The sequence below is a fragment of the Pseudomonas graminis genome, from assembly GCF_001705435.1.
Taxonomy (GTDB): domain Bacteria; phylum Pseudomonadota; class Gammaproteobacteria; order Pseudomonadales; family Pseudomonadaceae; genus Aquipseudomonas; species Aquipseudomonas graminis_B.
Genome location: NZ_MDEN01000058.1, coordinates 12,516 through 31,366, shown reverse-complemented (window position 1 = coordinate 31,366; position 18,851 = coordinate 12,516). Strand labels below are relative to the sequence as shown.

The window sequence follows — 18,851 nt, the reverse complement described above, 5'->3', positions numbered from 1 at the left end:
GGCGTGCGTGTGATTCTGGCGGGGCGGTTAATCGGTAGGACCGGCTTTAGCCGGGAAGGCGTCAAGCGTAACGCCGCCAGCCTGATGCGCTCCCACCGGCGTCTTCCCGGCTAAAGCCGGTCCCATAGGATGGGCACGCCCCAAAATCCAGAGGCCCATCCCAAAAACAACAAAGCCGCTCGAGAGCGGCTTTGTTGGTCTGTAGCACTTACTGGCAGATCAATGCTTGTCAGCGGCCAGTTTGTGTTCCAGGTAGTGGATGTTGACGCCGCCTTCGCAGAAGCCTTCATCGCGGGTCAGATCACGGTGCAGCGGGATGTTGGTCTTGATCCCGTCAACCACGATTTCATCCAGGGCGTTACGCATGCGCGCCATGGCTTCTTCGCGGGTCGCGCCCCAGGTGATCAGCTTGCCGATCAACGAGTCGTAGTTGGACGGAACCTTGTAGCCGCTGTACAGGTGCGAATCCACACGCACGCCATTACCGCCTGGCGCGTGGAAATGCTTGACCAGGCCCGGACTCGGGACAAAAGTCTTCGGATCCTCTGCGTTGATCCGGCACTCCAGCGAATGCCCGGTAATGACCACGTCATCCTGGGTGTACGACAGTTTGTTGCCGGCGGCGATGCTGAGCATCTCCTTGACGATGTCGATACCGGTGACCATTTCCGAAACCGGGTGCTCCACCTGAACACGGGTGTTCATTTCGATGAAGTAGAAACGGCCGTTCTCGTACAGGAACTCGAACGTGCCAGCACCACGGTAGCCGATGTCGATGCACGCTTTGACACAGGCCGCGAACACGTCCTTGCGGGCTTGCTCGTCGATGAACGGTGCAGGCGCTTCTTCCAGAACCTTCTGGTGACGACGCTGCAGCGAACAGTCGCGGTCGCCCAGATGGATCGCCTGGCCCTGACCGTCGGAAATGACCTGGACTTCCACGTGACGTGGGTTGGTCAGGTACTTCTCGAGATAGACCATCGGGTTGCTGAACCAGGCAGCCGCTTCAGCACGGGTCTGCTTGGCGGCTTCGATCAGGTCTTCTTCCTTGTGCACCACGCGCATGCCGCGACCACCACCGCCGCCAGCGGCCTTGATGATCACTGGGTAGCCGACTTCACGGCCAATGCGCAGCGCGATCTCTTCGTCTTCCGGCAGCGGGCCGTCTGAACCGGGAACGGTTGGCACGTTGGCAAGCTTCATGGCGTCTTTGGCGGAAACCTTGTCGCCCATCAGGCGAATGGTTTCGGCTTTAGGGCCGATGAACGCGAAGCCGGATTTCTCGACCTGTTCGGCAAAGTCTGCGTTTTCCGCGAGGAAACCGTAGCCCGGGTGAATCGCCGTGGCGCCGGTCAGCTCTGCAGCCGAAATAATGGCCGGAATGTTCAGGTACGACAGGTTGGCTGGCGCCGGGCCGATACAGACAGTTTCGTCTGCCAGGCCAAGGTGCATCAGCTCACGGTCTGCCGTGGAATGGACCGCGACGGTCTTGATGCCCAGTTCTTTACAGGCACGCAAGATGCGCAAGGCGATTTCGCCGCGGTTGGCGATCAGGACTTTTTCCAACATCGCAGGCTCTCCCCGGTTCAAACGATGGTGAACAGCGGCTGGTCATACTCAACCGGCTGACCGTTTTCTACCAGGATGGATTCGATCGTGCCGCTGACTTCAGCTTCGATGTGGTTCATCATTTTCATCGCTTCAACGATGCAGATGGTGTCGCCTTTCTTGACGGTCTTGCCGACTTCAACGAACGCTGGCGAGCCAGGCGCCGGAGTGCGGTAGAAGGTGCCGACCATTGGCGATTTGACGACAGTGCCGTTGAGCTTCGGAGCAGAGGGTGCTTCGGCGGCTGCGGCCACTGGGGCTGCAGCCGGGGCAGGTGCCGGAGCGGCAACCGGGGCAGGCGCGTAGTACTGCTGTGCTGGAGTCTTGCTGTGACGGCTGATCCGTACGGATTCTTCGCCTTCACGGATCTCCAGTTCGTCGATGCCGGACTCTTCCAGCAGTTCGATCAGTTTCTTGACTTTACGGATATCCATTAATCATCAACTCCCAAGGGACGGTCAGGGGGATTTGGTAGCCGGTTCCGGCGGTCTGGCTCAGTACGGGACTGTGCCGTTCACGCCTCCGAACGCTTGGCCAATTGTTCCAGGGCGGCCTCCAGGGCCAGTCGGTAACCGCTGGCGCCAAGGCCGCAGATCACGCCTACAGCAACATCTGAAAAGTAGGAGTGATGGCGGAAAGGTTCGCGCTTGTGCACGTTTGACAGGTGCACTTCGATGAATGGGATGCTCACTCCCAGCAGCGCGTCACGTATCGCGACGCTTGTGTGCGTAAAAGCAGCCGGATTGATCAGAATGAAGTCCACGCCTTCATCGCGTGCAGCGTGGATGCGATCGATCAACTCGTATTCAGCGTTGCTCTGCAGGTACATCAGGTGGTGACCGGCTTCGCGCGCACGCTGTTCCAGATCCTGGTTGATATCGGCCAACGTGATCGAGCCATAGATCCCCGGTTCACGGGTCCCCAGCAGGTTCAGGTTAGGTCCGTGAAGAACCAGAAAGGTCGCCATCGAGTGTTCCTTGTTGTTCGCGTTTTCGACGCTCACGTACAGAGTGAGCCGCTGATGGGCAGCGACTATGCCGGAAAGTACGATGGACTGTCCAGTTACCCACAATATTCAGCACGATGCCCGATGTTCGCGCGAAGTTTGTGACCATGGCGCTAGATTTGGTCATTTGCTCTAGAAAGCCGCTCTGAGAACGCTTCGACGTCGATTTCGCCGACGACGCGTGCGTTTTCCAGCTCGTTGCCGTTTTTTCCGAAAAACAGCAGCGCGGGAGGGCCAAACAGTTTGTAGCGATCGAGCAATGCGCGTTGCTCGGCATTACTGTCCGTCATGTCGAAGCGGATCAGCTTGAAGGCCCCCAGTTGGCTGACGACTTTTGGATCTGGCAGAACCTCATGCTCGATAACCTTGCAGCTGATGCACCAGTCGGCGTACCAGTCGACCAGCACGGGTTGGCCGGCGCTTTTGGACGCTTCAAGGATCCGGTTCAGATCGCTGGCCTGGGTCACGGTCTGCCAGCGGCTTTCCGAGGCCGGTTGGGCAGGGCCCGAATCGAGCCGGGATTGACCCAGCGGACGCAGCGGATCGGTCTGCCCGCTGAAAGCGCCGTACCAGCAGGCAAGGGCGTAAACCAGCAAGAACAAGCCAAGCAATTGAGCGAGGCGGCCCCGCGTGGTCTTTTCGCCGAACTCCAATGCACCGAGGAACAACGCAACGCCGGCCCACAGCAGGCCGATTAACAGTAGCGTGAGTTGCCCCGGAATCACCCGGCTCAGCAAGCCGATGGCCAGGGTCAGCAACAGCACGCCGATGGCATTTTTGACCGCCACCAGCCACGGCCCGCTTTTAGGCAGCCACGCCGCACCGCCCGTCGCCACCAGCACCAGCGGCGCGCCCATGCCCAGGCCCAGAGCCAACAGCTTCAAGGCCCCGCCCAGGGCATCGCCGCTGGCGCTTATATAAAGCAGCGCGCCGGCCAGTGGTGCCGAGACACAGGGCGAGACCAGCAGGCTTGAAACCACGCCCAGAACCGCCGCGCCCCACAAAGACCCGCCCTGGGTATTGCCGGCGATGCGGTCCAGTCGGTCATTGAGCGCGCGGGGCAGGCGCAGCTCGAACGCACCGAACATGGCCACGGCGAACAGCGCGAAAAAACCGGCGAACGGCACGAGCACCCACGCCGATTGCAATCGCGCCTGCAGATTGAGGCTGGCGCCGAACATGCCCATCACTGCCCCAAGGATCGCGAAGCAGAGCGCCATCGGCAGCACGTAGGCCAAGGCCAAAGAGAACCCGCGCAACCCGCCGATCTGTCCGCGCAGGACCACGCCGGAGAGGATCGGCAGCATCGGCAATACGCACGGCGTGAACGTCAGGCCGACGCCGGCGAGGAAAAACAGCGCCAGTTGTTTCCAGCTGAACTCGGCGTGGGTGACATTCCCGGCAAGGGGGGTATCGGACTTTGCAGGGCTCGCGCCGTCGATGCTCAGTCGCTCGGTTTCCGGCGGGTAGCAAAGGCCCTTGTCCGCGCAGCCCTGATAGGTGACGACAAGGGTAAAGGGCCGCATGTCTCCGGTTTTGCGCGGCAGGGTGACGTCGAGGATGCCGTGATAGACCTCAACGTCGCCAAAGTACTCATCGTGCTTCTTTTCGCCGTCTGGCAGTTGCGCGGCGCCGAGGCCGATGTCGGCGGGCTCGGTGCGGAACTGAAAGCGATGGCGATACAGGTAATAGCCTTCAGTGGCGACGAACTGCAGCTTGACGGACTCTGGGCTGGTGTCGCTCAGGTTCAACTGAAACGCCTGACGCACCGGCAGAAAATCCTTGCTGTTGTCGACAGCTGCGCCGCCCAGTGTGGTGCTCGATCTGTTCTCCAGAAAGCTCGCGCCGACGGCGGGCAGGGCACAGATCAGCAGTAACAGACAAAGCAGGCGGCGCATGGCGGTCTCGCATCACAGAAGTCCGCGCATGATAGCGGAGTGGCTGCGGGCGTGCAGGGAGGGCTAGAGTTCTTCGGTCTGAACTTCGGTCTGAAAATGATGCAGGACGCAACCTGTCAAACGATGTCCGGCTGGGTGTGTTTGCTGTGGCGCGACACTGCTGCATGTACTTCTAGCCCGTGCACTTGGTTGCGGCCTGCCTTTTTTGCGCGGTACAGCGCTTCGTCTGCTTGCGAGGCCATCATCAGCGCGTCGTCGTCCTCGGTGATCTCTACCACCCCGGCGCTGAATGTGCAGAACAGGTCCACAGGCTCTGCGGGGTAATGGATTTCGGCGAAGCGCTGGCGAATTTCGTCGAGCACGCCATGGGCCGCTGCGAGATCAGTGTCCGGCATGACCACGGCGAATTCCTCACCGCCGTAGCGACCGATGTAGTCGGTCTTGCGCAGTCTTTGCTTGAGGAACAGCGCCAGGCTTTTGATCACGCGGTCGCCCATGGGGTGGCCGTGGCTGTCGTTGACCTTCTTGAAATGGTCGATGTCCAGCATCGCGAAGCTCAGCGGCTTGTTCTCTCGCCGCGAGCGGAAGCTGCAATCTTCGAGCAATTGCAGGATGTGCGTGTGGTTATACAGGCCGGTCAAGCTGTCGCGGATCATGCGCGCCTTGAGGTTGCGCGCCCGTGCCGCGCGATTGCGCACGGTGGTGATCAGGTGGCGAGGCTTGATGGGTTTGGTGAGAAAGTCATCGCCGCCTTCGCTCATCGCGTCCAGCTGTTTATCCAGATCGTCTTCAGCCGAGAGGTAGATGATCGGGACGCTGACGTAGCGATCATTGTGGCGGATCACTTTGGCCAGCTCGGTGCCGGTGCAGCCGGGCATGTACATGTCGAGGATGATCAGGTCAGGCTGAAATTCGGCCAGCTCAGCCATGGTCTTGATGGGGTCGAGCAGGGTACGGGTGACGATTCCGGCCCCGTTCAGCAAGCGTTCGGTGTGCTTCGCCTGTGCGCGCGAATCGTCGATGATCAGCACCTTGTAGGGTTCGTACTGTGCAACTCGTGTCAGGATTTCGATCTTCTCCAGCAAGCTTGACGCTTCGAGCGTGCCGGTCAGGAATTCCTCTCCACCGGCGCGCACGGCGGCGAGGCGCGTGGGCGTGTCCGTCTCGTGATGGCTGAAAAACAGCAGCGGGAGTTTTTGCTCGAGTCCTTCCTGCATCTGGGTGGCGAGCTTCAGGCCCTGGCCTGCGCCACCGAAGTCGACGTCCATGACGACAGCGGCAGGCAAGCGTTCGGCCATCGTCATGTGGAAGGTGTCGACGCTTGCGAGGGACTGCGCGCTCAGACCGAAGAACTCCAGTTGCTTGGCCAGACGCTCGCCGCGTTCATGGTCCTCCAGCACAATGTAAATCGGTTTGCGCAGGGGCGGCAGAGCGGTTTGCTCAAGACGGTCGCCGTGCCTGAGGCCGGTGTGGGACAAGCGTTGCATCAGACGGTTGAGGTCAGTAATCAGGGCGCTGCTCAATCGACCGCGATTGGCCTCGACGTCGAGCAATGCCAGGTTAATCGCGGTGGCGAGTTGCACGTGTTCGGCCTGCTCGAAGCGTTCGGCAAACCGCAGCAGCCGCTCGTTGGCCTCGGTGAGTTCAGCCATGTCCGTTGCCGACCATTCACTTTGCTGCAGTCGCTGCCACACCTCAAGGATCTGACGGGCCTGATGGATAACGCGCTGGGCAAAGTGGTGTCTGAGCCGGTCGCGGCTCGGATCTTCTGCTTCGGTCATGTCCTGACTTCTTTATAGGGGAAACCCCGATTTAAGTGGTGGCGCTATGCTAGCACTACTTTCTGCGGCTAAGGATGCCGCAAGTCATTTTCTCGTGATTTTTGACGATTTTATCCGTCAAATTTCCAGCTTTTAACCCGTTTGAGTGTACGGACCAGTTGGTTAGATTCGGGACATGCAGATCACCCGTGGTTGCGGACGGTAAGAGAATGGATGAGGTGCCATAAAGCTTCACCCTGATGGCCTCAGCATCCGCCTCCTCCCGGCTAAAGCCGGCCGGGAAGGCGCTCGACTCAGTTGCTCAACAATTGCACCTGCCATCACATTCCTGCCAAACGCACCTTGCTGTAAGGTTGCGGTCAGAAGCACTGAATTCCGTGATTGAAAGGACAAGGCCATGCTGGATTGGAAGAAGCGCTCGGGCAGCGCGGGAACTGAACGCGTTGACGAGAAACCGATGGGCAAGGCGCCTCGCGGTTATTGGGGCGGCCTGTTGTTCAGTCGCGCCGTCGGGGCCGTGGTGGGTATCTACCTGGTGGTCACTGTGGTGCTTGGCATCTGGTGGAGCAGCGAACCGCCCCTGTTTCCGGTCCAGCAGCAAGCCCAGGCCGCCGCGCAAAGCGAAGGCAAGCAGATGGTGTTGGGCTACACCACCGTCGAAACCCTCAAAACCGTCGCCTCCACTCTGCTGGACAAGCCGGGCGGTTACATTTCCAACGATCGCTCGCCGCCCGGCCTGTGGATGGACAACATGCCGAGCTGGGAATATGGCGTACTGGTGCAAGTGCGCGACCTGAGCCGTGCCCTGCGTAAAGACTTCGCCCGCTCGCAGTCACAGTCCGCCGAAGATGGCGACCTGGCACGTGCCGAGCCGTTGTTCAACTTCGACAACAAAAGCTGGGTGCTGCCTTCGAGCGAGTCTCAATACCGTGACGGTATCGCTGCGCTGAGCCGCTATCAGGCGCGCCTGTCTGACCCGAATCAAAAGGGCGCTCTGTTCTACACTCGCGCCGACAATTTGAATAACTGGCTGGGCGACGTCGGCACGCGACTGGGTTCTCTGTCCCAGCGCCTTTCCGCCAGCGTGGGTCGGGTCAAACTGAACAGCACCCTGAAAACCGAGGCGCAATCTACCGTCACGGTCAAGCCGGGCGAAGTGCCGCAGGTTGACGAAGAAATCGTTGAAACCCCATGGATGCAGATCGATAACGTCTTCTACGAAGCACGTGGTCAGGCCTGGGCGCTGTCGCACCTGCTGCGCGCGATCGAGGTCGATTTCGCCGATGTTCTGGCGAAGAAGAACGCGACCGTCAGCGTGCGTCAGATCATTCGTGAGCTGGAAGCTTCGCAAGAGCCGATCTGGAGCCCGATGATCCTCAACGGCAGCCCGTTCGGCATTTTCGCCAACCACTCGCTGGTCATGGCCAACTACCTGTCGCGTGCCAACGCGGCGGTGATTGACCTGCGTCAGCTGCTGTCCCAAGGCTGATCGATGAGTGTTTCCGATCAAGAGGCCGCCCACCGTGCGGCCTCTGATGCCGAGTTGATTGCCTGGGTTGATCGTCATGACCAACCCCTCGGTTCTTTACCCAGGGCAGATCTGCGTGAGCGCGGGCTCATCGGGCGCGGCACCTATATCCTTCTGTTCAATTCGGCTGGCGAGCTGTGTGTGCACCGACGCACGCTGAGCAAGGCCATTTATCCCGGCTACTGGGATGTGGCGGCGGGCGGTATGGTGCAGGCCGATGAAAGCTACGAGCTCTCGGCGGCGCGCGAACTGGAGGAAGAGTTGGGCGTTTCCGGCGTGGCGCTTGCGGCTCACGAGCGGTTCTTCTTCGATCAGCCGGATAACCGCCTGTGGTGCGCCGTGTTCTCGGCGATCTGGGACGGGCCATTGAAGCTGCAGCCGGAAGAAGTGCTGGAAGCGCGCTTTCTCAGCATTGATCAAGTACTGCGCGAAACCACTGAAAAGCCCTACTGCCCGGACTCGTTGGCCGCGCTGAAGCGCTATTTGGAAGGCGTCGCAAATGTCCCGTAAATTGGCGCATATTTGCACTTAGCATCGGCGCCTTTTGCCGTTACACTGCGCGACTTTTCACGCCGGACCGCCCTTGCGATCCGGTAGCGCTGCCCCTGCCTGAGTGGGGCTTCGCGGTCGGCTCCCGTCGGCCAGACTTCGCTCCTCAAGAAGAGGATTGCCGGTGGCCAAAAAAGCCGCATCCTTCGCCGCCCTCGGTGGCCTGGTATTTTCAACCGATGCCGGTCGGCATTGTCCCGACTGCCGTCAGCCTGTCGACGCCTGCACCTGCAAAAGCACGCTCATTCCGGAAGGTGATGGCATCGCCCGTGTGCGCCGTGAAAGTAAAGGCCGTGGCGGCAAGACCGTCACGACCGTCACCGGCGTTCCGCTGGCCGAAGACGCGCTCAAGGACTTGGCAAAGACCCTCAAGCAACGGTGTGGAACCGGCGGCGCGCTGAAGGATGGCGTGATCGAGATCCAGGGTGACCACGTCGACACGCTGTTGGCCGAGCTGGTCAAACAGGGTTTCAAGGCGAAGAAGTCGGGCGGTTGAGCCGTCTGTTTCGAGCCCGTTGATTTTGTCGTCGGTCTGGCCGCAGTCATCCATGCAAACTCTGCTGCGCAATGCGGGTCTATTGCCCCACAGGCGAGCAGGCGCCAAACCGTCATTTCCACGCTCTACACTGCGCCCAGCCGGTCAGGCCGGGGCTTTATGACTTTTCTATAGGGGACTTTGATGTCCGTACGACGCACACGCAAAGACGATGGCAGCCAATGGACCGTGGCAGACAGCCGCAGTGTCTACGGGATCCGTCATTGGGGGGCCGGTTATTTCGCAATCAATGAAGCCGGCCGCGTTGAAGTTCGCCCCAACGGGCCGACCAGCTCGCCCATCGATCTTTACGAGCAGGTCGATCAGCTGCGCAAAAGCGGCTTGTCCCTGCCACTGCTGGTGCGTTTCCCTGACATCCTGCAGGACCGCGTGCGTCAGTTGACCGGTGCGTTCGACGAGAACATCGCCCGCCTGGAATACCAGAGCAAATACACCGCGCTGTACCCGATCAAGGTCAACCAGCAGGAAGCGGTGGTGGAAAACATCATCGCCACGCAAAACGTTTCCATAGGCCTCGAAGCCGGCTCCAAGCCTGAGCTGATGGCCGTGCTGGCTTTGGCGCCGAAGGGCGGCACCATCGTCTGCAACGGCTACAAGGACCGCGAGTTCATTCGTCTGGCTTTGATGGGGCAGAAGCTGGGCCACAATGTCTTCATCGTCATCGAGAAAGAGTCCGAAGTCGAACTGGTCATCGAAGAAGCCGCCGAGCTGAAGGTCGCGCCGCAAGTGGGGCTGCGCGTGCGCCTGTCGTCCCTGGCCTCCAGCAAATGGGCCGACACCGGTGGCGAGAAGTCCAAGTTCGGGCTGTCCGCCGCGCAGTTGCTGTCGGTCGTCGAGCGCTTCACCAAGGCAGGGCTCGATCAGGGCATTCGTTTGCTGCACTTCCATATGGGCTCGCAGATCGCCAACCTGGCCGACTATCAGCACGGTTTCAAGGAAGCGATTCGTTATTACGGCGAGCTCCGCAACCTCGGCCTGCCGGTGGATCACATTGATGTCGGCGGCGGTCTGGGTGTGGACTACGACGGCACGCATTCGCGCAACGCCAGTTCGATCAACTACGACATGGACGATTACGCCGGTGTCGTGGTCGGGATGCTCAAGGAGTTCTGCGACGCGCAGGGCCTGCCGCATCCGCACATCTTCTCGGAGAGCGGCCGTTCGCTGACTGCGCACCACGCCATGCTGGTGATTCAGGTGACCGACGTCGAGCGTCACAACGACGAAGTGCCGGAGATCACCGACAAGGAAAGCCTGCCGGAAACCCTGCAGTGGCTGATCGATTTGCTCGGCCCGACCGACATCGAAATGGTCACCGAGACCTACTGGCGCGCCACGCACTACATGAGCGACATCGCGTCCCAGTACTCCGACGGCAAGATCACCCTGGCGCAGAAGGCCTTGGGCGAGCAGTGCTATTTCGCAGTGTGCCGCCGTTTGCACAACTCGCTGAAAGCCCGTCAGCGTTCCCATCGTCAGGTGCTCGACGAACTCAACGACAAGCTGGCCGACAAGTACATCTGCAACTTCTCGGTGTTCCAGAGCCTGCCGGATACCTGGGCGATCGATCAGGTGCTGCCGATCATTCCGCTGCATCGCCTGGACGAAGAGCCGCTGCGTCGCGCCGTACTGCAAGACCTGACCTGCGACTCCGACGGCAAGATCAATCAGTACGTCGACGAGCAGAGCATCGAGACCAGCCTGCCGGTTCACTCGTTGAACGAGGGTGAGGATTACTTGCTGGGCGTGTTCCTGGTCGGTGCGTATCAGGAAATTCTGGGCGACATGCACAACCTGTTCGGTGACACCGATTCGGTGAACATCTATCAAAACCAGGATGGCAGTGCCTATTCAGCCGGGATCGAAACCCACGACACCATCGAAGACATGCTGCGTTACGTGCACTTGTCGCCGGAAGAACTGATGACCCATTACCGGGACAAAGTGGCCAGCGCCAAGATCACCCCGCGCGAGCGTACCCAGTTTCTGGATGCCTTGCGACTGGGCCTGACGCGGTCGTCCTACCTGTCGTCGTAATGAGTTAGGTAGTCCCAAAAACGGGCCCTTGTGGCCCGTTTTCGTTGTCTGCACAGTCAGGTGTCCTTCACTGTTTCGGGAGCATGAACGATGATCAAATTGGCGCTCAAAGCAGTGCTCGCCGCCTGGCTGATGACCTTGCTGATGGCCTGCTCGCCGTTGAAGGTGCTCAACGCGTTTACCCCGAGCAGCACGTTCAGCAGAACGTCCGATCTGGCGTACGGCCCGGACCCGCGCAATAAACTCGACGTCTACACGCCCAAAGATGCAGCGCCGGACGCGCCGGTCGTCGTGTTCTTCTATGGCGGCAGCTGGACCAGCGGATCGCGGGGTGATTACGCCTTCGTCGGTGAGGCGCTGGCGTCCCGGGGCATCGTTGCGGTACTTGCCGATTATCGGTTGTACCCGCAAGTGCATTACCAGGAGCTGCTGCAGGACAGCGCCCAGGCAGTGGTCTGGACCCGCGATCACATTCGTCAGTTCGGCGGGGATCCGGCAAAGTTGTATGTGATGGGCCACAGTGCCGGGGCTTACAACGCGGCGATGCTGGCCCTGGATCCGCAATGGCTGGCGGCGGCGGGCACCACGCCTTCCATCATCAAGGGCTGGATCGGTCTGGCCGGGCCCTACGATTTTCTGCCCATCGAAGACGCGGAGGTGAAGCCGGTTTTTTACTTCCCGAATTCGCCACCGGACTCCCAGCCGATCAACCATGTCAGCGCAGCGTCACCGCCGGCGTTGCTGATCGCTTCCGTGGACGACACGGAAGTAAACCCGCAACGCAACACGGGGGGCATGGCCAGTCGGTTGCGCGCTCAGGGCGTGTCAGTGCGCGAGTTGTACTTCTCTCGCACCAGTCATCGCACGCTGGTGGGTGCACTTGCCCGCCCGTTACGCAGCCTGGCGCCGGTGCTGGAGGAGGTTGCAGCGTTTATCCACGCCCAGGATCAGGCGCAGGTCTCCAGCGTCTCGGTCAGCCGTTGAACCAGGCGCCGCTGCGGTTGAGCTTCAACGCCAGATACCCCAGCGTCAGCGCCCTCAATGCCATGAACAGCAAAAACGCCAGCCACAGCCCATGGTTACCAAACCCGCTTGCCAGCCAGGCAAACGGCGCGGTGATCAACGCCGTGACGACCATCGCGTTGCGCATCTCGCGAGCGCGGGTGGCGCCGATGAACAGGCCGTCGAGCAAATAGCTCCAGACCGCGACAAAGGGCAGCACGGCGAGATAGGGCAGATAAACGAAGGCGATGTCACGCACTGCGGTGATGTCGGTCTGCATCTCGACGAACAGGTGCCCGCCCAGCAGAAACAGCCCCACAAAAGCGACGCTGCAGATCAGCGACCAACCCCCGGAGACGTTCAACGAGCGCCGCAGCGCCTCGCGATCCCGCGCGCCGATGGCGTGTCCGCAGAGGGCTTCAACGGCGTGGGCCAGTCCGTCCAGCGCGTGGGCCATCAGCAACAGCCCATTGAGCAGCAGCGCGTTGGCTGCCACGGTGGCGTCGCCCAGTCGAGCGCCCTGCACGGTGATCAGGAAAAACACCGATTGCAGGATCAGGCTGCGAATGAAGATATCGCGATTGACCGTGAGCAGCGGTCGCCAGCTCTGCCAGCGCTTGAGCGCGGACACCGCCAGCTGTCCGGGATACGCGCGCAGACCTCTGTGGGTGAGGGCGAGACCGAGGAGGGCGCCAGTCCATTCGGCGATAACCGACGCACGTGCGCTGCCGACCACGCCCCAGTCCAGGCCCATGACGAACCACAGATTCAGCGCGATGTTGACCAGGTTGGTGGTCAGCAGAATCGCCAGCGGCGCTCGAGCGTTTTGCAGCCCGAGGAACCAGCCCACCAGCGCATAACTGGCCAGCGCGGCCGGTAAGCCGAACAAGCGGGTATGGAAGAAGTCGCGGGTCAGCTCGTTGAGATCGTCCGAGGGCTGCATCATCTCCAGCGCCAGGTGCTGGAAGGGCAGGCCGATCAGCCCCAGCAGCACAGAAAACCCAATCGCCAGCAGCAAACCCTGCAACAGCACCTGGCGCAGCGCCGCGCCGTCGTTGCGCCCGGCGGCCTGGGCGGCGAAGCCGGTCGTGCCCATGCGCAGAAACCCCATGGCCCAGGCGAGAAAGCTGTACAGCGTGCCGCCGACCGCCACCGCGCCGAGCTGGTGGGCGTGGGGCAGATGGCCGATCACCGTGCTGTCCACCAGCGAAACCAGCGGCACGGAGATATTCGACAGGATCATCGGCGCGGCCAGCGCCCACACCTGCTGATGCGTGGCGCGCTGACGCCAGTCGTTGAAGAAGTTAGACATGAAGGCTCCCGGGCTAGCGCGCGAGTGTAGCGAGAACAAAAGCACAAACCCACGGTCTATCTGCGCGCCGCGCTTTACGATTGCCAAAGCGGTGCTATAACTTCTGCTCCCTCATCGCTGCCGTCCAAATGAGTGCCTCATGCTAAACAAAGGATTGTTCCTGGCCTGCGCGCTGGTACTGCTCAGTGCCTGCGATTCCTCTTCATCCGACAAACCCGCCCCTGTCCCCGCTTCGCCGGCTGCAGCAGCTGCGCAACCCGGCCCCACCGATGCCAAGCCCAAGCCTGCGGTGGACATTCCCGCGCTGAGCAAGCGTTACGCCGGGCGCGAGTTGACGGTGGTGGACGTCTCCGAAGTTCAGCTTGATGGCGCCAGCACGCTGTCGTTGAGCTTCTCGGTGCCCTTGAACCCCGATCAGAAATTCGCTGAAAAAGTGCACCTGGTCGACAGCAAGGACGGCAAGGTCGATGGCGCCTGGGAGCTGTCGGACAACCTCATGGAGCTGCGCCTTCGTCACCTCGAGCCCCAGCGCAAACTGGTGCTGACCATCGATCCGGGCCTGGTGGCGGTGAACAACAACACCCTGGCGGCCGAGTATTCCGCGCGCTTGGAAACGGCTGATCTGCAAGCGACCGTGGGCTTCGCCAGTCGCGGTAGTCTGCTGCCCACCCGGCTCGCTGAAGGCCTGCCGGTGATCGCCTTGAACGTCGATAAAGTCGACGTCGAGTTCTTCCGCATCAAGCCTGAGTCACTGCCTGCGTTTCTTGGCTCGTGGGAAGGCTCGTCCAGTCTTGAGAGTTATCAATCCACAGAACTGCTGCCCCTGGCCGATCTGGTCTACAGCGGCCGTTTCGACCTGAACCCTGCGCGCAACACCCGCGAGACCGTGCTGCTGCCGATCTCGGGCCTCAAACCGCTGCAACAGCCGGGCGTTTATCTTGCCGTGATGCGTGCCTCCGGGACCTACAACTACACGCAGCCAGCCACGCTGTTCACTCTCAGCGACATTGGTCTGTCGGCGCACCGTTACGCCAACCGCCTGGACGTGTTCACCCAGGCGCTGGAAGGCGGCAAAGCCCAGAGCGGCGTTGACGTCGAGCTGTATGACGAGAAGGGCCGTGTGATCGGCCAGGGCAAAACCGACAACGCTGGCCACGCGGAACTGCCTTTGCCGGCCAAAGCCCAAGTGCTGCTGGCCCATCAGGGCGAGCAGACCAGCATGCTGCGCCTGAACAGCGCCGCGCTGGATCTGGCGGAATTCGACATCACCGGCCCCAAGGCCCACCCGCTGCAATTCTTTATCTTCGGCCCGCGCGACCTCTATCGTCCGGGAGAAGTGGTGCTACTCAATGGCTTGCTGCGTGACAGCGACGGCAAGAGTGTGAAACCGCAGCCGATCACCGTGGAAGTGCGCCGTCCGGATGAGCAGGTCAGTCGCAAGTTCGTGTGGGACGCTGACGCCACCGGGCTCTATCAATATCAATTGCAGCTGTCGGACGAAGCACCCACAGGTCGCTGGCAACTGGTGTTTGATCTGGGTGACGGCAAGCCGCAGCTGTATGAATTCCAGGTCGAAGATTTCCTGCCAGAGCGCATGGCGCTGGAACTCAAGGGCAGCGACATCCCGCTGGCGCCCGATGCGCCGTTCGACGTAGCCATCACCGGTCGATACCTGTACGGCGCGCCAGCGTCGGGCAATCGCCTGAACGGTCAGTTGTATGTGCGTCCTCTGCGTGAAGCGGTTCCCGCTCTGCCGGGTTATCAGTTTGGCTCGGTGACCGAGGAGGATCTCAAGCAGGACCTTGAAATCGAAGACAGCACACTGGATGCCAACGGCAAGCTCGACCTGAGTATCGACAGTCAGTGGGCCAAGGCCCGGTCACCGCTGGAGCTGGTGCTACAGGCCAGTTTGCAGGAGTCGGGTGGGCGCCCGATCACGCGGCGACTGACCCAGCCGGTCTGGCCCGCTGACGCAATGCCGGGCCTGCGCGGTTTGTTCGACGGCGAAGCCACTGATGGCGACGGCCCGGTCGAGTTCGAAGTGCTGATGGCCGACGCCCAGGGCCACAAACTGGCTGCTGACAACCTCAAGGTGCGGCTGGTGCGCGAGCGCCGCGATTACTACTGGAACTACTCCGAGAGCGATGGCTGGAGCTATCACTTCAACGAGAAGTTTCTCAACCTGTCCGAAGAAACCCTCAGCGTGAAGAAGGATTCGACGGCGAAAATCAGCTTCCCGGTTGAGTGGGGCCCGTACCGCGTCGAAGTCGAGGATCCGGCCACCGGCCTGATCAGCAGCGTGCGTTTCTGGGCCGGTTACCGCTGGCAGGACAACGCCGAAGGCGGCGCCGTGCGTCCCGATCAGGTCAAGCTGGCGCTGGACAAACCGGGCTACGCCGACGGCGACACTGCGAAAGTGACGGTCACGCCGCCGTCTGCGGGCAAGGGCTATCTGTTGGTGGAATCGAGCGAAGGGCCGCTGTGGTGGCAAGAGATCGATGTTCCCGCCGAGGGCAAAACCTACGACATCCCGATGGACAAGAAGTGGGCGCGACATGACCTCTACGTCAGCGCGCTGGTGATTCGTCCGGGTGAGCGCAAAGCCAACGTCACGCCGAAACGCGCCGTGGGCGTCCTGCACCTGCCGCTGGATCGCTCGCAACGCAAGTTGGCGCTGAGCGTCACGGCACCCGAGAAGATGCGGCCCAAGCAGCCGCTCAAACTGAAGGTCAACGCGAAGAACGCCGACGGCACGATTCCGAAAAGTGTGCATGTGCTGGTAGCGGCGGTGGACGTGGGCATTCTCAACATCACTGAATACGCCACGCCGGATCCGTTCGCGGCAATGTTCGGGCGCAAGGAGTACGGCGCCGATCAGCTGGACATCTATGGGCAGTTGATCGAGGCCGGGCGTAATCGTCTCGCCAGCCTGGCCTTCGGCGGTGACGCGGCGCTGGCCAAAGGCGGCAAGCGGCCGGAAACCAGTGTCACCATCGTCGCCCTGCAAAGCGCGCCGGTGACCCTGAACGAGCAGGGAGACGCGGAAGTCAGCGTCGACATCCCGGATTTCAACGGTGAGCTGCGGATCATGGCCCAGGCCTGGACCGATGAGCGCTACGGCATGGCCGAGGCCAAAACCGTGGTAGCGGCGCCGCTGATTGCCGAGTTGTCGGCACCGCGATTCCTGGCGGGTGGCGACCAGACCAAGGTGGCGCTGGACCTGTCGAACCTGTCCGGCAAAGCGCAGAAGCTCAATGTGCAAGTGGTTGCTGAAGGGCAGTTGAGCCTCGCAGACGGCGACGGCGCGAAAGCCGTCAGCCTGGATCAGGGGCAACGCACCACGGTGCAGATTCCGGTCAAGGCGCTGGGCGGCTTCGGTCAGGGCGTGATTCGTGTCACGGTCAATGGCCTGGACCTGCCGGGCGAGAGCCTGCCGGCGTTCAGCCGCGAATGGACCATCGGCGTGCGGCCTGCGTACCCGGCGATGCTCAAGCAATACCGCGCGGTGCTGAAGGATCAAGCATGGAGCCTGCCAGACGGTGCCCTTGAGGCGTTCGAGCCCGCTGGTCGTGAGGCGTTGCTGTCGGTGTCGAGCCGTCCGCCGCTGAACCTCGGCGAACAGATTCGCGCGCTCAAAGCCTACCCCTACGGTTGCCTGGAGCAGACCACCAGCGGCTTGTACCCGTCGCTCTACGCCGACGCCGCAACGCTCAAGCGTCTGGGCCTCCAAGGTGAATCCGATGCCGACCGCAAGCGCAAGATCGAGCTGGGCATCGAGCGACTGATCGGTATGCAGCGCTACAACGGCAGCTTCGGCCTGTGGGCGGCGGACGGCGAGGAGGAATACTGGCTGACGGCGTACGTGACCGACTTCCTGCTGCGCGCTCGCGATCAAGGCTTTGCCGTGCCACCGGACGCGCTGAAGAAAGCCAATGAGCGGCTATTGCGTTACTTGCAGGAGCGCAATCAGATCGAGGTCAATTACAGCGAAAACGCCGACCACACCCGCTTCGCCGTGCAGGCCTACGCCGGTCTGGTGTTGTCACGCAGTCAGCAGGCCCCGCTGGGTGCGCTGCGCAGTCTGTTTGATCGCCGCAGCGACGCGCGATCCGGCCTGCCGCTGGTGCAGCTGTCCATCGCGCTGGAGAAAATGGGCGACAAACCCCGTGCCGATCAGGCCTTGCTCGCAGGACTGGCGGCCGGTCGCAAGGCCAACGACTGGCTCGCCGATTACGGCAGCCCGTTGCGTGATCAGGCGTTGATTCTGTCACTGCTGGAGGAGAACAAACTGGCGACAGACAAGGTCGAGGAACGGCTGTTTGCGCTGTCCGATCAGGTCGCGGCGAACCGCTATCTGTCGACCCAGGAGCGCAACTCGCTGTTCCTCGCCGGACGCGATCTGCTCGGCAAGCCTGAAGCCAAATGGGCTGCGACCTTGAACAGCGGCAGCAACAATCGTGAACTGAGCAACGACCAGCCGGGTGTCAAGCTCGACAGCTCAGTACTGGCCGCGCCGTTGACGGTGCAGAACACCGGCGGCGATACGCTGTATCAGCAGATGACGATTTCCGGGTATCCATCCCAGCCGCCTGCGTCCGGGGGCGAGAACCTGTCGATCAGCCGTGATTACCTGGGCATGGACGGCGCGGCGCTGAACCTCAATGGCTTGAAGAGCGGCGAACTGGTCTTGGTGCATCTTAAGATCAAGGCCAGGGAGCGCGTGCCGGATGCATTGGTGGTGGATTTACTGCCGGCCGGTCTTGAGATCGAAAACCAGAATCTGGCGCAGAGTTCAGCCAGTCTTGAAGACGCCAGCGAGTCGTTGAAGCAGTGGCGCGAATCGATGGAAAACGCTGGCGTGAAGCATCAGGAATTCCGTGGCGATCGTTATGTGGCTGCGGTGGATCTGAAGGAATTCAACACGGTGCACCTGCTGTATCTGGCGCGGGCTGTGACGCCGGGCGTGTACCGCGTGCCGCCGCCGCAAGTGGAGTCGATGTATCGGCCGAACTGGCAGGCACTGGGCGAAGCGCCGGCGCAGTTGGTGGTGAAGGGCAAGAAGTAGGGATTACGCTGATGATCGCTTCCACGCTCTGCGTGGTAGCAGCCTTTACTGACGCTTTGCGTCAGGTGACGCTAGGGGACTGATTTATTTACAACGCTCCACCGTAAATTAATCTGTCCCCGGTTCCTGACGTATCAATGAATAATCCAGCTCAACAGCCACAACCCTAGAAACAGCCAGATGATCCCCATGATGATCGAGGCGCGCATGAAGGCGCGGATCGCTGAATACAGCAGCATCAACCCGATGACCAGGGCGACGATGCTGACGATTGAAGTGTCCATGCCCAGCGTGCGCGACAGGCCGTCAACGAAATTGCCGCCCGCGTGAGTGAACATGTTGAACAACCAGCTTAAGCCGTCGACGACGAAGCGGATCACGGCGCCAATCACTTGGCCGAGCCATTCGAAAACGCTTTCTACCTGCATATCTGCTTCCTGATGAGGGGCGTGGACCAAAAACGGCATTGCTCGCTTTGGCCGTCGATTGTCCGGGCGAGTTCCCTGTCG

General features: G+C 61.3%; 13 protein-coding genes. 6 read left to right on the top strand and 7 right to left on the bottom strand.

Going from position 1 to position 18,851, the window contains the following annotated elements:
• Positions 1–219 precede the first annotated feature (219 nt).
• The 5 genes from accC to BBI10_RS07355 form a co-directional block, all read right to left on the bottom strand.
• Positions 220–1,569: an acetyl-CoA carboxylase biotin carboxylase subunit gene (gene accC, locus BBI10_RS07375; RefSeq protein ID WP_065987728.1), complete on the bottom strand. Its 1,350-nt coding sequence runs from the start codon at positions 1,567–1,569 to the stop codon at positions 220–222.
• Positions 1,570–1,586: 17 nt separating this feature from the next.
• Complete coding sequence (gene accB / locus BBI10_RS07370; RefSeq protein WP_065987727.1) at positions 1,587–2,042, bottom strand: acetyl-CoA carboxylase biotin carboxyl carrier protein; 456 nt, start codon at positions 2,040–2,042, stop codon at positions 1,587–1,589.
• An 80-nt stretch (positions 2,043–2,122) separates the two neighbouring features.
• Complete coding sequence (gene aroQ / locus BBI10_RS07365; protein WP_065987726.1) at positions 2,123–2,575, bottom strand: type II 3-dehydroquinate dehydratase; 453 nt, start codon at positions 2,573–2,575, stop codon at positions 2,123–2,125.
• 152 nt (positions 2,576–2,727) lie between these two features.
• The gene (locus BBI10_RS07360; protein WP_065987725.1) at positions 2,728–4,512 is read right to left on the bottom strand and encodes a protein-disulfide reductase DsbD; all 1,785 of its coding nucleotides are present in this window, start codon (positions 4,510–4,512) and stop codon (positions 2,728–2,730) included.
• A gap of 116 nt (positions 4,513–4,628) precedes the next feature.
• The gene (locus BBI10_RS07355; RefSeq protein ID WP_083233051.1) at positions 4,629–6,293 is read right to left on the bottom strand and encodes a response regulator; all 1,665 of its coding nucleotides are present in this window, start codon (positions 6,291–6,293) and stop codon (positions 4,629–4,631) included.
• Positions 6,294–6,690: 397 nt separating this feature from the next.
• Between BBI10_RS07355 and BBI10_RS07350 the strand changes: the two genes are divergently transcribed.
• The 5 genes from BBI10_RS07350 to BBI10_RS07330 all read left to right on the top strand — a co-directional run bounded on the left by BBI10_RS07350 (position 6,691) and on the right by BBI10_RS07330 (position 11,947).
• Complete coding sequence (locus tag BBI10_RS07350) at positions 6,691–7,782, top strand: DUF2333 family protein (RefSeq protein ID WP_065987724.1); 1,092 nt, start codon at positions 6,691–6,693, stop codon at positions 7,780–7,782.
• Between the two features lie 3 nt (positions 7,783–7,785).
• Positions 7,786–8,331: an NUDIX hydrolase gene (locus tag BBI10_RS07345; RefSeq protein WP_065987723.1), complete on the top strand. Its 546-nt coding sequence runs from the start codon at positions 7,786–7,788 to the stop codon at positions 8,329–8,331.
• Positions 8,332–8,494: 163 nt separating this feature from the next.
• Positions 8,495–8,866 (top strand): translation initiation factor Sui1, encoded by a 372-nt coding sequence (locus BBI10_RS07340; protein WP_065987874.1) that lies wholly within the window; start codon positions 8,495–8,497, stop codon positions 8,864–8,866.
• A 183-nt stretch (positions 8,867–9,049) separates the two neighbouring features.
• The gene (gene speA, locus BBI10_RS07335) at positions 9,050–10,963 is read left to right on the top strand and encodes an arginine decarboxylase (RefSeq protein WP_065987722.1); all 1,914 of its coding nucleotides are present in this window, start codon (positions 9,050–9,052) and stop codon (positions 10,961–10,963) included.
• Between the two features lie 90 nt (positions 10,964–11,053).
• On the top strand, positions 11,054–11,947 hold the full coding sequence (locus BBI10_RS07330) for an alpha/beta hydrolase (protein ID WP_065987721.1): 894 nt from the start codon (positions 11,054–11,056) through the stop codon (positions 11,945–11,947).
• Here BBI10_RS07330 and BBI10_RS07325 read toward each other — a convergent pair.
• Complete coding sequence (locus BBI10_RS07325) at positions 11,937–13,277, bottom strand: MATE family efflux transporter (RefSeq protein WP_065987720.1); 1,341 nt, start codon at positions 13,275–13,277, stop codon at positions 11,937–11,939. The genes BBI10_RS07330 and BBI10_RS07325 overlap by 11 nt on opposite strands.
• A gap of 139 nt (positions 13,278–13,416) precedes the next feature.
• On the opposite strand from BBI10_RS07325, the gene BBI10_RS07320 reads away from it, so the two are divergent.
• The gene (locus BBI10_RS07320; protein WP_065987719.1) at positions 13,417–18,342 is read left to right on the top strand and encodes an alpha-2-macroglobulin family protein; all 4,926 of its coding nucleotides are present in this window, start codon (positions 13,417–13,419) and stop codon (positions 18,340–18,342) included.
• 134 nt (positions 18,343–18,476) lie between these two features.
• Here BBI10_RS07320 and BBI10_RS07315 read toward each other — a convergent pair whose 3' ends face one another.
• Entirely contained in the window at positions 18,477–18,770 is a 294-nt protein-coding gene (locus BBI10_RS07315) for a hypothetical protein (RefSeq protein WP_065987718.1), read from the bottom strand.
• Between the last annotated feature and the right edge of the window lie 81 nt (positions 18,771–18,851).

Excerpts from the sequence above, each read along its gene's own strand:
- speA (WP_065987722.1), top strand. The coding sequence starts at position 9,050 with ATGTCCGTACGACGCACACGCAAAGACGATGGCAGCCAATGGACCGTG.
- BBI10_RS07345 (WP_065987723.1), top strand. The coding sequence starts at position 7,786 with ATGAGTGTTTCCGATCAAGAGGCCGCCCACCGTGCGGCCTCTGATGCC.
- BBI10_RS07355 (WP_083233051.1), bottom strand. The coding sequence starts at position 6,293 with ATGACCGAAGCAGAAGATCCGAGCCGCGACCGGCTCAGACACCACTTT.
- BBI10_RS07360 (WP_065987725.1), bottom strand. The coding sequence starts at position 4,512 with ATGCGCCGCCTGCTTTGTCTGTTACTGCTGATCTGTGCCCTGCCCGCC.
- accB (WP_065987727.1), bottom strand. The coding sequence starts at position 2,042 with ATGGATATCCGTAAAGTCAAGAAACTGATCGAACTGCTGGAAGAGTCC.
- BBI10_RS07350 (WP_065987724.1), top strand. The coding sequence starts at position 6,691 with ATGCTGGATTGGAAGAAGCGCTCGGGCAGCGCGGGAACTGAACGCGTT.
- BBI10_RS07320 (WP_065987719.1), top strand. The coding sequence starts at position 13,417 with ATGCTAAACAAAGGATTGTTCCTGGCCTGCGCGCTGGTACTGCTCAGT.
- BBI10_RS07330 (WP_065987721.1), top strand. The coding sequence starts at position 11,054 with ATGATCAAATTGGCGCTCAAAGCAGTGCTCGCCGCCTGGCTGATGACC.
- accC (WP_065987728.1), bottom strand. The coding sequence starts at position 1,569 with ATGTTGGAAAAAGTCCTGATCGCCAACCGCGGCGAAATCGCCTTGCGC.
- aroQ (WP_065987726.1), bottom strand. The coding sequence starts at position 2,575 with ATGGCGACCTTTCTGGTTCTTCACGGACCTAACCTGAACCTGCTGGGG.
- BBI10_RS07325 (WP_065987720.1), bottom strand. The coding sequence starts at position 13,277 with ATGTCTAACTTCTTCAACGACTGGCGTCAGCGCGCCACGCATCAGCAG.
- BBI10_RS07315 (WP_065987718.1), bottom strand. The coding sequence starts at position 18,770 with ATGCAGGTAGAAAGCGTTTTCGAATGGCTCGGCCAAGTGATTGGCGCC.